The 13320-nt window shown below is 49.8% G+C and carries 11 protein-coding genes; all 11 read right to left on the bottom strand.

Translation table 11 applies throughout. The annotated features are described in order from the left end of the window. Nucleotides 1-57: 57 nt before the first annotated feature. Entirely contained in the window at nucleotides 58-1308 is a 1251-nt protein-coding gene (locus tag ACTTK7_RS09475; RefSeq protein ID WP_462867691.1) for a dihydrolipoamide acetyltransferase family protein, read from the bottom strand. A gap of 13 nt (nucleotides 1309-1321) precedes the next feature. Further along, complete coding sequence (locus tag ACTTK7_RS09480; RefSeq protein WP_462867693.1) at nucleotides 1322-2305, bottom strand: alpha-ketoacid dehydrogenase subunit beta; 984 nt, start codon at nucleotides 2303-2305, stop codon at nucleotides 1322-1324. Between the two features lies 1 nt (nucleotide 2306). Beyond that, complete coding sequence (locus tag ACTTK7_RS09485; RefSeq protein ID WP_462867695.1) at nucleotides 2307-3314, bottom strand: thiamine pyrophosphate-dependent dehydrogenase E1 component subunit alpha; 1008 nt, start codon at nucleotides 3312-3314, stop codon at nucleotides 2307-2309. A 20-nt stretch (nucleotides 3315-3334) separates the two neighbouring features. Next, entirely contained in the window at nucleotides 3335-4750 is a 1416-nt protein-coding gene (lpdA, locus tag ACTTK7_RS09490) for a dihydrolipoyl dehydrogenase (protein ID WP_462867697.1), read from the bottom strand. Between the two features lie 204 nt (nucleotides 4751-4954). Beyond that, nucleotides 4955-6055: a Leu/Phe/Val dehydrogenase gene (locus tag ACTTK7_RS09495; protein WP_462867699.1), complete on the bottom strand. Its 1101-nt coding sequence runs from the start codon at nucleotides 6053-6055 to the stop codon at nucleotides 4955-4957. 31 nt (nucleotides 6056-6086) lie between these two features. Beyond that, nucleotides 6087-6857 carry a sporulation transcription factor Spo0A gene (spo0A, locus tag ACTTK7_RS09500; RefSeq protein ID WP_462867700.1) on the bottom strand — a complete coding sequence of 257 codons (771 nt, stop codon included), beginning with the start codon at nucleotides 6855-6857 and terminating at the stop codon, nucleotides 6087-6089. Between the two features lie 133 nt (nucleotides 6858-6990). Beyond that, nucleotides 6991-8715, bottom strand: a complete 1725-nt coding sequence (gene recN, locus ACTTK7_RS09505) for a DNA repair protein RecN (protein ID WP_462867701.1) — start codon at nucleotides 8713-8715, stop codon at nucleotides 6991-6993. 25 nt (nucleotides 8716-8740) lie between these two features. Beyond that, on the bottom strand, nucleotides 8741-9190 hold the full coding sequence (ahrC, locus tag ACTTK7_RS09510) for a transcriptional regulator AhrC/ArgR (RefSeq protein ID WP_079476774.1): 450 nt from the start codon (nucleotides 9188-9190) through the stop codon (nucleotides 8741-8743). Nucleotides 9191-9332: 142 nt separating this feature from the next. Then, complete coding sequence (locus tag ACTTK7_RS09515) at nucleotides 9333-10160, bottom strand: TlyA family RNA methyltransferase (protein ID WP_462867703.1); 828 nt, start codon at nucleotides 10158-10160, stop codon at nucleotides 9333-9335. Further along, nucleotides 10157-12055 carry a 1-deoxy-D-xylulose-5-phosphate synthase gene (dxs, locus tag ACTTK7_RS09520; RefSeq protein WP_462867705.1) on the bottom strand — a complete coding sequence of 633 codons (1899 nt, stop codon included), beginning with the start codon at nucleotides 12053-12055 and terminating at the stop codon, nucleotides 10157-10159. Before dxs ends, ACTTK7_RS09515 begins: the two co-directional genes overlap by 4 nt. Before the next feature lie 10 nt (nucleotides 12056-12065). Next, nucleotides 12066-12677, bottom strand: coding sequence for a hypothetical protein (locus ACTTK7_RS09525; protein ID WP_462867706.1), 612 nt, complete (start codon nucleotides 12675-12677; stop codon nucleotides 12066-12068). Nucleotides 12678-13320: the final 643 nt, after the last annotated feature.

The raw sequence follows: 13320 nt of genomic DNA on the forward strand, positions 1-13320 counted from the left end.
AATAAGAACGATTCTTTTTTATAACAAAAAAAGAGAGCTCCCGCGGGGAAGCCTCTCTTAAATGTTTTCGGTGCCTTTATAATTTTCAAGCCGCTGCTTTAAATCAGCTAAAAACCGTCCGCACAGCAGGCCGTCCAAAATCCGGTGATCCAGGGAAAGGCACAGGTTAACCATATAGCGTATCGCTATCATATCCCCCTGCATGACGACCGGTCGTTTTACGATCGATTCCACAGAAAGAATGGCTGCCTGCGGGTGATTAATAATCGGCATGGACTGAACCGAGCCGAATGAACCAGTGTTATTCACCGTGAACGTTCCGCTTCTCATTTCTTCTGCCTTAATGGTGCCCTGGCGGACTTTAGTGGCCAGAGACTGCATATCCCTGGCGAGACCGCGGATGTTTTTTTCGTCTGCCCGCTTGATGACCGGAACGTATAAAGCTTCCTCACTGGCTACAGCCATCGACAGGTTCACTTCCTTGCGCTGAATAATCCGGTCTCCGTCCCAGGTGGAATTAAGACTCGGAAACAGTTGCAGGGATTCGGAAACAGCTTTCATGAAAAACGGCAGATACGTCAGCGAAAAGCCTTCTTTTTGTTTAAACTCATCCTTCACGCTGTTGCGGTACGCCACCAGATCCGTCACGTCCACTTCAATCATTGTCCAGGCATGGGGGATTTCCTGCTTGCTTTTCACCATATTGTCTGCAATTGCTTTTCTTGCTCCGGTTACCGGAATAATCGTGTCGCCTTCACGCTCTTCCTGATTTTCAGAAGGCTTTGTTGAATAGATCGGAAATGGCGAAGGGGCAGCTTCTTCCTGTTTGGTTTTTTCCGCTCTTTCCCGGATCGCTTTTTCAACATCTTTTTTCGTAATACGTCCCTGTCTGCCGGACCCCTGAATCTCTTCAAGATCCAGACCGTTCTCCTGGGCGAGCCGCCACACAACCGGCGAATACCTTTTTTTCATCGACTTTTCTTCCTCCCCGGCTGTTTGTTGTGCCGGGGCCGTTTGTTCCGTTTTTGCAGAAGGCTTCTCAGCTTCCTCCACCGCGGCCGGCTGTGCTTCTTCTGTTTCCACATAGCATATGAGCGTGCCCACAGCTACTGTTTCGTTTTCTTCAGCGACGAGCTCGCTGATTTCGCCTGTATAAGAGCTCGGGATCTCTGCACTCACTTTATCCGACAGCACTTCTGCGATAGGGTCATATTTTTTTACTTTATCGCCCGGTTTTACAAGCCACTGGGACAGCGTGCCTTCGGTGACACTTTCCCCGAGCTGCGGCATTGTTACTTCTTTGCGCATCCTTGATACCCTCCTAAAATTCCGCCAAATCTCGTATCGCTTTCGTAATTTTATCCGTGTTCATTAAAAATTCCTTTTCAAGTGTTGGTGCGTAAGGCATGGCCGGCACATCGGGAGCAGCCAGTCTCCGGACCGGGGCATCGAGATCAAACAAATTGTGTTCGGAAATGATGGCCGACACTTCACTCATGATGCTTCCTTCGAGATTATCCTCGGTGACAAGCAGCACCTTTCCTGTTTTAGCTGCGGCTTCTTTAACTGCTTCCCGGTCGACCGGATAGACGGTTCTCAGATCCACCAGATGCACATCAATGCCTTCTGCGGCAAGTGTATCGGCAGCCTGAGTGGCCAGATGCACACACAGTCCGTATGTAATCACGGTGACATCCGTGCCTTCGCGTTTGACCGCCGCTTTTCCGATCGGCACCGTGTAGTCTTCTTCCGGTACCTCGTCTTTAAGCATCCGGTACGCACGCTTATGCTCAAAAAACAGTATCGGATCGTTATCCCGGATCGAAGCCTTCAGCAGTCCTTTCGCGTCATAGGGCGTGGACGGAATCACGACTTTCAGTCCCGGCGTGTTTGCAAACAGCGCCTCCACAGACTGGGAATGATACAGGGCGCCGTGCACCCCGCCGCCAAACGGTGCCCGGATCGTAATCGGGCAGTACCAGTCATTGTTGGAGCGGTACCGGATTTTCGCCGCTTCAGACACAATCTGGTTGACTGCCGGCATAATAAAGTCCGCAAACTGCATTTCCGCTACTGGGCGGAGCCCGTACATCGCAGCTCCTATGCCCACTCCTGCGATCGCTGATTCGGAGAGCGGAGTGTCGATGACGCGCTGGTCTCCGTAGGTGCTGTGCAGTTCTTCAGTCGCACGGAACACCCCGCCCTTCAAACCGACATCCTCGCCGAGTACGAACACATTTTCATCACGCGCCATTTCTTCTTTCATCGCTGTATTGATTGCCTGAATATAAGACATGACTGCCATATTAGTTCCCTTCTTCCTCGTAAACATACTGCCCAAGCGTCTCAACAGCCGGGTATTCCGCGGCTTCTGCAGCATCTGTTGCGGCATCCACTTCCTCGCGGATCCGCTGCTCCATGGCCTGCTCTTTTTCTTCGATAAGTATCCCTTCAGCCCGCAGGTAATCCGCAAAAGCTACAACCGCATCGGTCTGCTTTTCCTCATCCATTTCTTCGACACTGCGGTACAGCTTGTCGTTATCGTCACTTGAATGAGGTGTAAGTCTTGCCACGAGCGCTTCCACAAGGCTCGGACCTTTACCGTCCCGCGCACGGTCAACTGCTTCTTTCATCGCCTTATACACCTCAAACGGCCGCGTGCCCTCCACGGTTACTCCCGGCATGCCGTAGCCCTTTGCGCGATCAGCTACATGCTCGCAGGCGAGCTGTTTACTTAGTGGTACGCTAATGGCGTATTTATTGTTTTCACAGAAAAACACGACCGGAAGATCATGAACGCCGGCAAAGTTCATACCTTCATGAAAATCTCCCTGGTTGGAGGAGCCTTCGCCAAACGTGACCATCGTAACAAAATCCTTGTTTTTCATTTTAGCTGCCAGTCCGAATCCGGCAGCATGGGGAATCTGAGTGGTTACCGGAGAGGACTGGGTCACAATACGGTTTTTACGTTGGCCAAAGTGTCCCGGCATCTGCCTGGATTCAGAGTTAGGATCCCCCTGTTTGGCAAAAGCTGCCAGCATTAAGTCCTTTGCGGTCATTCCAAATGCCATGACGAGACCAAAATCCCGGTAATACGGCAGCAGGTAGTCCTTATCACGGTCAAGTGCCATAGCTGCAGCCGCCTGCGCCGCCTCCTGGCCCTGGCAGGAGACAACAAAAGAAATTTTGCCGGCACGGTTCAGCAGCCACATCCGTTCATCAAGACGTCTCGCCTGCAGCATAATTTCATACATTGTGAGCGCTTCTTCGTCGCTTAAGCCTACTTCCCGGTGAGTACTGTATTCCTGAATCATTTTTGTTCCTCCTCGTTATTTCACCCGTGGTGAATAGCTTTTCCGTCTACAGCCAAGGCACCTTCAGCATAAATTTCCGCCAATGTCGGATGCGCGTGCACGGCTCCCTGAATTTCAAGGTGCGAAGCATTCATATAGACTGCAAGCGCTCCTTCATTAATCAGTTCGGTCGCTTTTTTTCCAACAATATGAACGCCGAGCACGTCTTCAGTGTCTTTATCTACAATCATTTTCATAAATCCTTCGGGATCACTTTCTATTAGGGCCTTGCCTATTGCCTGAAAAGGCACGGTGCTTGTTTTAATATCCAGGCCGGCGTCTGTAGCTTCACGCTCTGTCCAGCCTACGGAAGCTATTTCAGGATCCGAGTAGACACAGGAAGGAACGTGCTTATAGTTAAGAGGCTCGGGGTGATTTCCGAGCATATGCTCTACAGCAATGATGCCTTCACGTGATGCCACGTGGGCGAGCTGCATGCCGCCGATAACGTCGCCGATAGCGTACATGTGTGATTCCTTCGTCTGATACACCCCGGACGTCTGGATGAAGCTGTTCTGGACTTCGACTTCGGTATTGTGGAGCCCCAGCTCTCCCGTGTTGCCGGTTCTTCCGACAGCGACGAGCATCTTCTCAGCCGTCAGTGCTTCTCCGGACGCTGTACGGACCGCTACTTCCCCGTTTTTCGAAAGTGAAGAAGGATCAAGCTGTGTATTCGTATAAATACGGACCCCTTTTTTCTTCAGGCGTTTTTCCGCCTCTTTTGACACGGCTTCGTCCATCATCGGAAGCAGACGGTCGCCGAGTTCCACCATCTGTACCTCTACGCCGAAATCCTGAAGCATTGAAGCCCATTCCACGCCAATAACTCCTCCTCCGACAATAACGATCGACGAAGGAAGCTTTTCTGCCTCGAGCAATTCCTCGGAGGACAAAATGTATTCGCCATCAATATCGAGTCCTGGTACAGTCGCCGGACTGGAGCCTGTGGCGAGCATAATCTGTTTGGGCTGCAGCATGATATTTTCTCCTTCAGTTTCTGTCTCGACTGAAATGGTGCTTGCCGTTGGAGAAAATATGGAAGCCCCGAGGATGCGCCCGTGTCCGTAGTATACATCTACCTGATGCCTTGAGAGCAGATGCTGGACTCCTTTATGTAATTGTTGTACCGTCTGATTCTTTTTTTCGCGTACCTTCCCGAACTGAAGCCCCACGTTGTCTGCTTCTATGCCGTAGTCCAGGCTTTCCTGCACCATTTTATATACCTCTGCACTTTTTAAATACGATTTACTTGGGATGCATCCACGGTGCAGGCAGGTGCCGCCAATATCCCGGGCTTCTACCACCGCCGTCGATAATCCTCTTTTTGCTGCATGCACAGCGGCCACGTATCCGCCGGTACCAGCTCCTAATATGACCAGGTCATATTCTTTAGCCATAAAAATTCCTCCTGCGGGCTTTCACCCAGGATTTTATTCATTTATCTCTACTTTATTTTAATGGATTTTTCCGTTTCATCATAGCACGAAAATAGATCTGATGCAGAGAAGTTTTGGCATTTGGAGATTATTATAGCACATCCCTTTGATCAGCCGTAAAACAGACCCCGGCGCTAAAATAAAAAAAGCAGCGCTCAGGCTGCTTTACCGGTTCGTTAAAATATGCCGCGAACGGGGCAGAAACTGCTTCCTTGAACGCTTGATGGATTCAATGCGTTCTTCGGCCAGCCGGTTGGCGGCCTGGAACGACGGGATGCCATCCCGCCCCGCAATTTCAAATACACGGACAATATTATCGTAAATACCGTCAACTTTCTTCAGAGCCCTCTCGCGGTCGTACCCGTAGAGCTCGTCGGCGATATTAATGACGCCGCCTGCATTGATAATGTAATCTGGCGCATAAACGATGCCACGATCCTCTAAACGGATGCCGTCCTCCTCCGTCTGCAGCTGGTTGTTCGCTGCTCCTGCTACTACCTTTGCCTGCAGACGGGGGATAGTGCGTTCATTCAATCCGCCTCCGAGCGCACAGGGGCTGAAAATATCGCACGGAACATCGTAAATTTCTTCCGGCGCCACCGCTTTTGCTCCGTAGGTATGAACAGCACGCTCCACTGAAGCTTCCCGGATATCCGTTACAATTAACGAGGCTCCCTCCTCATGAAGAAATCTGCACATTTCAAACGATACGTGCCCCACGCCCTGAACTGCAATCGTTCTGCCGGCAAGGCTGTCGGTACCGAAGGCTTCCTTCGCCGCTGCTTTCATGCCCTGATACACGCCCCGCGCGGTGACCGGTGAAGGATTCCCGCTCGATCCGGAAGCAGAAGACAGGGAAATACCGGTCACAAAGTTCGTTTCTTCATGGATAATATCCATATCATGCTCTGTCGTACCGACATCCTCTGCCGTAATGTAGCGCCCGGCAAGACCTTCAATATAACGGCCGAATGCACGAAACATCTCTTCATTCTTATCTGTGCGGGCATCTCCTATAATTACAGCTTTTCCCCCGCCAAGATTCAGTCCGGCTGCTGCATTTTTGTATGTCATCCCTTTGGCGAGACGCAGAACGTCCTCAAACGCTGCTTCTTCGTTCTCATACGTCCACATCCTTGTGCCGCCCAAAGCCGGGCCGAGTGTCGTATCATGTATCGCTATAATTGCTTTTAATCCTGAATTCCGGTCCTGGCAGACCACTACCTGCTCATAATCGTGCAGCTCCATACGTTCAAACATTTCCATTTTTCGTTCTCCTTTTTTTATAAATTCACATTTATATATGCTCCGTGCGCAGCCGGTCAGCTACTACTGCGATAAATTCACTATTTGAAGGCTTATAGGGGAAAGCACCGTCCTGGCTCCAGCCGAACAGATCAGAGATCGCCTGTGTATGACCGCGGTCCCATGCTACAACAATGGCATGTCTTAACGCCCGTTCGACCCGGCTTGGCGTCGTCTGAAATTTCCGCGCGATTTCAGGATACAGCTGCTTGGTGACTGCGTTAATCATCTGCATATCATCCACCACAAGTTTTACCGCCTCCTGCATATATATATATCCTTTAATATGGGAGGGAATACCAACATATTGAATAATATCTTTAATACGCTCTTCCACCGATTGACGGCCAGCAGCTTTTTCCGGCATATCCTCCGTCAGCACTTGGGAATTCAGGCTTTCTCTGTGCACATCCCGGATATTTGCCATCAGTGCCTCCATATCAAATGGCTTTAAAACGTAATAGGCAGCCCCGAGCTCCACCGCTTTTTTTGTTACATCCTCCTGACCGAACGCAGTTAACATAATAACTTTCGTGTTAACAGTATGTTTATTTTTCAGTGCCGTTAATACAGAAAGCCCGTCCCGGTGCGGCATAATAATATCAAGGAGTAAGACTTCCGGCCGCTTATGTTCCACTACCTCGAGCGCCTCTTCCCCATTATGGGCCGTGCCTGCTATTTCCATATCTTCCTGTTCTTCTATATGTTCAATTAATACTTCGACGAGTTCTTTATTATCGTCGGCCACTACGACCCGTATCATTTCTTTCCACTCCTTTTGCCGCAGGCTTTTGCTGCACTCCTTTTCTCTCTCAACATTATTTTACCATAGCGTGTCGCATAGAAAAAGACAACTTCAGCAGTTGTCTTTTTCAGGTGGACAGATTCTATTGGGGCTACACATTGCTTTTGGCTTTCTCGGCCATTTCCAGCAGTTCAGTCGCATTTTCTCTTGTCAGTGCCGTCACTTCGACTCCCGAAATCATCCGGGCGATTTCATCGATTTTATAATCAGCCGTTAACGGTGTAACGATCGTTTGGACTCTTTCTTCTTTTTCTTCTTTTTGAATATACAAATGGCTGTCTGCCATTGCAGCTACCTGTGGCAGATGGGTGATGCAAAGTACCTGGGATCCTCTGGAAACCAGATGGATTTTTTCCGCAATCGCCTGGGCAACCCGGCCGCTTACACCAGTATCAACCTCATCAAAAATCAGGGAAGTAACGTGCTGGAAGCCGGACAGGATCGTTTTCAATGCCAGCATGATCCTGGAAATCTCCCCGCCGGAAGCTACTTTTGCGAGCGGCTTTAACGGCTCGCCCGCATTGGCTGAAATAAGGAACTCAATTTTGTCCGCTCCCTTTTCATTAAATACCCACGTTTCCCCTTCAGGCGTCTGATAGGTTTTCCCCCGGCTGAGAGGTGCAATCTGCACTTCCATTGTAGCCTTCTCCATGTACAGTGCCTGAAGCTCCTGCTGCACACTGCCGGCAAGCGAATGACCCGCCTGGCGGCGAAGATCGGTTAATGTTTTTGCTTCGGCAATCAGCTCTTCTGCTGCCTGGGAAAGTGCCTGCTCATATTCGGCGATTCGCTCTTCTTTATTGGCGAGTGAATCGATTTCCTCTTCGATTTTGGAGGCATATACTAAAATTTCTCCAACGGAATCTCCGTATTTTCTTTTCAGCTTATTCAACTCATCGAGCCGGTTTTCCACTTCGTTTAATCTCTCAGGGTCAAACGCCATGGAATCAGCTTTGTCCCGAAGCGTAAACGTTGCCTCTTCCAACATGTAATAAGCCGAGCTGATTGATTCGGAAAGCTCTCCGAGATCTGTATCGATTTCTGCGGCTTCTTCCACGCTCGATACGGCCATACCTGCCCAATCGAGAGCCTTTCCTTCACCGTACAAGTGATCATAGGCTCCCCGGATCGCCTCAAACAGTTTTTCGCTGTTGGCCAGAATGTGGCGTTCCTTTTCCAGATCTTCATCTTCACCAGGCTGCAGGCCGGCGGCCTCAATTTCCTGAAGCTGGTATTGAATAAAATCCAGCCGGTTTGCTGTTTCCTGGTCACTTTCCTTCAGCTGCTTTAATTTGGCCTGCAGCTGTCCAAAACGGTAGTAGCGTTTTTGATAGTCTTCAAGCGCTTCTTCAAGCTCCGTTTTCCCGAACCGGTCAAGCATCTGCTGATGACGCTCAGCATGCATCAGGTCCTGATGTTCATGCTGGCCATGGATATCCACGAGGCTGTGGCCAGTCTCCCTCAATACAGCAAGCGTCACCAATTTACCGTTGATGCGGCAGATGCTCTTGCCCTGATGCGTAATATCCCGGCGCAAAACGACCATATCATCTTCAATATCAATGCCTGCGGCCTCTAATTTCTCAACTGCGGGGTGGTTATCCTCCAGGCGGAACAGCCCTTCCATTTCGGCCCGTTTTTCTCCGTGGCGTACATATTCAGCCGATCCCCTTCCACCGATAAGCAGGCCGATCGCATCAATGATGATGGATTTTCCGGCACCCGTTTCACCGCTTAATACTGTTAATCCATTTTCAAATGAAACGGTTAACTCCTCGATAATGGCAAAATTCTTGATGGAAATTTCTTCAAGCATTTCTGCACCCCATTTCCAATTAGCGTTAAAGCATTTCTAAAAATCGGTTTACAATCTCCGGCGAATTTTCCTTCTGCTTACATATAATGAGAATCGTGTCATCCCCGCAAATGGTTCCCATAATATTTTCCCAGTCCAGATTATCAATGAGTGCACCTACAGCATTGGCGTTGCCCGGCAGTGTTTTCATGACAATTAAATTCTCCGAATGGTCAATGCCGACAAAGCTGTCCACGAGCGCCCGTTTTAATTTCTGCATAGGGTTGAAGCGCTGATCGGCAGGCAGACTGTACTTGTATCTGCCGTCAATCATCGGCACCTTCACAAGGTGAAGCTCTTTAATATCCCGCGACACCGTTGCCTGGGTTACGTTGTAGCCGTCTCCCCGGAGTCTCGCTACTAAATCATCCTGCGTTTCTATGTCTGTATTTGAAATCAATTCCCTAATTTTTATGTGCCTCTGTCCCTTATTCATCCCGAAACCTCCCGTGCAAAACTACTTTCATCATAACTATTTCATTATAATTATACAAGTTTATGAGTAAATAGCATGTCATGAGTTAAAAATTCTTTCTAAACCATGAGTTAAACAAAAAAACGCCGAAGGGGATCGGCGTTTACGAAGGTTCCAGTTTTTTCTTAAATGATTCATGCGCTTCCCGGACTACATCTGCTATTCGCTCCTCACCAAAATGAGGCGGCTTATCGCTTAATACCGAACCATACAGCAGGTATTCAATATTGCCGTTTCCCCCGGTAATCGGTGAAAAGTCGAGCGCTTCCGGCACTAAGCCAAAGCTTTCGGCTGACTGAACTGTTTTTTTCAGTACTTCCCTGTGCACTGCAGGGTCTCTGACGATGCCTTTTCGGCCAACCTTTTCCCGTCCTGCTTCAAACTGCGGCTTGATGAGTACGCAAAAGCCGGCACCTGCGGCCAGCACCTGCGGCATAACAGGGAAAAGCTTTTCCAGAGAAATAAAGGATACGTCAGCGATCAGCAGTACAGGCAGCCCGCGCGTCAGCTGACTTTTATCGAGGTATCTGAAATTCACCCTTTCCATCACCTCTACCCTGGGGTCCTGGCGCAGCTTCCAGGCGAGCTGATTGTAGCCGACATCCAGCGCATATACCAAAGAAGCTCCGTTTTGCAGCGCACAGTCGGTGAAGCCCCCGGTAGAAGCTCCGACATCAAGCACCACAGCGTCCTGCAGCTCCAGCTGAAACGATTGAATGGCTTTCTCCAGTTTTAATCCGCCCCGGCTGACGTAGGGCATCTGCTTCCCCTTCAGGCGTAAAGCTGCCTCATCACTGATTTTTGCACCGGGCTTGTCCACCACTTCATCATCTGCCAGCACAAGGCCTGCCATAATTGCCCGTTTGGCTTTTTCCCGGGAATCAAACAGTCCCTTCTGCACCACCAGCGTATCAATGCGTTCTTTATTCATCCGCGGATATTTGTTCTTTCTTTACTGGTCATCGCCGTCACTTTTTCTGCTACTTTCTCTGGAGTGAGACCCAGTTCTTCATAAAGCTCCGGCACACTGCCATGTTCTACATAGTAGTCGGCAATGCCCATCCGGCGGATTGGAAGCGAGTCATGTTCATGGTCGGCCATATATTCAAGCACGGCGCTTCCGAAGCTGCCCTTCAATGCTGCTTCTTCCACTGTCAAAACCGGCTTTCCCTCTTCAGCTAATTCTTCGAGCATTTCGTCGTCAAGCGGCTTGGCTGAACGGGCATTAACGATGCGTACACTAGTGCCCTGTCCGCTTAAAACAGCGGCTGCCTCCTCTACGATTGGAAGCATTGTTCCAAACGAGAGGATCGTACAGTCCGCCCCTTCACGGACAATTTCCCATTTGCCGTAAGGAATCATTTGAAATTCTTCGTCCATTTCCACTCCGAGCCCGTTACCACGCGGATAGCGGACAGCTGTCGGGCCATCGTCATTATGGAAAGCCGAATACAGCATATGCTGCAGTTCATTTTCATCCTTCGGCATCAATATTTTCATATTCGGCAGGTGGCGCAGGTATGCAATATCAAACACGCCCTGGTGCGTCTCGCCATCAGCGCCGACCAGGCCTGCACGGTCAATGCCAAAGAGCACATTCAGATTCTGGCGGCAGACATCATGCACAAGCTGGTCATAGCCCCGCTGCAAAAACGTGGAGTACACGCCGAACACCGGCTTCATTCCCTGCGTGGCAAGCGCGCCTGACATCGTCGTAGCGTGCTGCTCGGCGATGCCTACGTCAAACATGCGGTCCGGAAATTTTTCCGCAAACGTGTCGAGCTTTGTACCGCCGGCCATAGCCGCCGTTATGGCCACCAGACGCGGATCCTGTTCCGCTATTTTTTGCAGGGTATTGCTGAACACGGCACTGTAGGCAGGCGCGGTTGCCGGCTTTTTAATTACTTCACCGGATTCAATCTTATATGGCCCAAGACCATGCCAGGTCCCTTTGGCATCCTCCTCCGCCGGGGTGTAGCCTTTGCCTTTTTTGGAGAGAACATGCACAATCACCGGTCCGTTAGTGTCTCTGGCATATTTAATGTTAGCGTGCAGGTCATCGAGATCGTGACCATCCACCGGACCGAGGTAAGTAAATCCAAGCTCTTCAAAAAACATGCCGGACAGAACCATCTGCTTCATGCTGTCCTTCATCCGGTCGGCATAGGAGGCAAGCTTCGACCCGAACGCAGGAATTCTGCGCAGCATATGGTCGACGTCTTCTTTTGTTCTGCGGTAAGTACCGGCTGTCCGAATGCGGCCGAGCATACTGTGAAGTGCCCCTACGTTCGGAGAAATCGACATCTCATTGTCGTTCAGAATAACAGTAACGTCCGTCTGTTCATGCCCGATATGGTTAAGTGCTTCGAGAGCCATACCGCCAGTAAGGGCTCCATCACCGATAATAGCTGCTACTTTGGCATCTTCCCCCTTCAGCTGATTCGCAAGCGCCATTCCTTCTGCTGCAGACAGCGATGTCGAGCTGTGGCCGGTCTCCCACACGTCATGTTCACTTTCTGAGCGTTTAGGGAAGCCGCAAAGCCCCTGGTACTGGCGCAGCGAATCAAATCGATCCGCACGTCCAGTTAAAATTTTATGCACGTAGGACTGGTGCCCGACGTCCCAGATGAGCTTGTCTTTTGGCGTATTGTACAGCTGATGCAGGGTGAGCGTTAATTCCACTACTCCGAGATTGGGACCGAGATGGCCGCCGGTAACGGATAATTTTTCAATCAGGAAAGCCCGTATATCTTCACCCAGTGCTTTTAATTCTTTGTCGTTGTACTGCTTCATGAATCCAGGGTCTTGGATCGTTTCCAGGTTCATTTAAATCCCCCTACCTGCTATGTTTTTCTGTTGATGATTTCCATCTTCTTTTCTTTGGAATCAGCTTAATTTTTAACTTATTTTCAATAAAATACAAGATTCTTCCTACCTGAAAAACAATATTGTTTGCATACGTAATCGCAAATGTTTTTCCAAGTGCTTTTCCGCTGACTGTGAGCGCTGCCACTATAGCTGTAAATATAGTGCTCAGAACCAGCTGGCCGTTGGAGCTGTTATTTGTGCCAATGGTCATACCAAGCTGCACGACAACTGCCGAGCTGGCCGTCCCGCTTACAACCCCGCTGATATCACCGATCACGTCGGCACAGAAGTTCGCGACCCGGTCGGCATTCCGCTGAATAAAAACACTGTGGGAGGCTCCGGGAACTTTTTTAGCGGCCATTGCATTGAACGGTCTCGGCTTTGCTGCTGTGGCAGCTACGCCGATCACATCAAAGGTTACACCGGTAAATACGATGATCAGCACGACTACCATGCCAATCGCCCAGCCAACCCCAGAAAGTACTGCTGTCGAGACTACTGAGAAGATTGCTGCAAGTATCAGGGTAACAAACCCAATTAACGTACTCCAACGGAGCGATTTTTTCCATAAACTATTCATGTTCACTTATCACCAAATTCTTTGTTTTTATCATAACGTACATCTCATTCTTTTAATATCATTTTATGCTCTGGCCTGATTGTTTATACCCTAAATAACATACATTTAAGCTTTTCCCCGCTTCACCCTCAAACACTCACGTAAAAGAAAAAAGCGCCTGTCAGCGCTTCTTCAACTACTTATGTATAAAGTTGAATGGTCGCCCGGAGCGTAAACCTTGTGGCTTAGGTCCAGTAGGATTTCCCACCAGGCAGCCAATTCGTCGCCGAATCGGTGGTTTCCCTTTAATGCCTGGTGAACGCCGTCACCGGCAGTTCGACTGAATTACCACTCAGACCACACTGCAATCCACTCCGGACGTGCGTCAAACAGCCTAGGGGTTTTCCCCGGCAGTTCCGTGCCACTTTCTTATCCTCTTTTGCAGAACAAGTTTCAGTTGTTGGGTCCCATACCAGTTGGCCGACCGGTATGATACCAATTGAACAACCTCCCCACTGTTCCACTCAAGGCAGGCTACGCTGTTGAAAGGCCTTCCCTTGGCCCTTGCAACAGGTCTTACCGCGGCATGCGTCCGGGACGGTATCCGTCTTCCAGGATGACCCGGATGCATTACCACAGCCTCCACGGCGAAAGGGTTCGCGCC

The organism is Marinococcus tarijensis (assembly GCF_054971385.1).

Bases quoted from the DNA above. Each gene is read 5' to 3' on its own strand.
- ACTTK7_RS09475 (WP_462867691.1), bottom strand. From the start codon at position 1,308: ATGCGCAAAGAAGTAACAATGCCGCAGCTCGGGGAAAGTGTCACCGAA.
- ACTTK7_RS09480 (WP_462867693.1), bottom strand. From the start codon at position 2,305: ATGGCAGTCATGTCTTATATTCAGGCAATCAATACAGCGATGAAAGAA.
- ACTTK7_RS09485 (WP_462867695.1), bottom strand. From the start codon at position 3,314: ATGATTCAGGAATACAGTACTCACCGGGAAGTAGGCTTAAGCGACGAA.
- lpdA (WP_462867697.1), bottom strand. From the start codon at position 4,750: ATGGCTAAAGAATATGACCTGGTCATATTAGGAGCTGGTACCGGCGGA.
- ACTTK7_RS09495 (WP_462867699.1), bottom strand. From the start codon at position 6,055: ATGGAAATGTTTGAACGTATGGAGCTGCACGATTATGAGCAGGTAGTG.
- spo0A (WP_462867700.1), bottom strand. From the start codon at position 6,857: ATGATACGGGTCGTAGTGGCCGACGATAATAAAGAACTCGTCGAAGTA.
- recN (WP_462867701.1), bottom strand. From the start codon at position 8,715: ATGCTTGAAGAAATTTCCATCAAGAATTTTGCCATTATCGAGGAGTTA.
- ahrC (WP_079476774.1), bottom strand. From the start codon at position 9,190: ATGAATAAGGGACAGAGGCACATAAAAATTAGGGAATTGATTTCAAAT.
- ACTTK7_RS09515 (WP_462867703.1), bottom strand. From the start codon at position 10,160: ATGAATAAAGAACGCATTGATACGCTGGTGGTGCAGAAGGGACTGTTT.
- dxs (WP_462867705.1), bottom strand. From the start codon at position 12,055: ATGAACCTGGAAACGATCCAAGACCCTGGATTCATGAAGCAGTACAAC.
- ACTTK7_RS09525 (WP_462867706.1), bottom strand. From the start codon at position 12,677: ATGAATAGTTTATGGAAAAAATCGCTCCGTTGGAGTACGTTAATTGGG.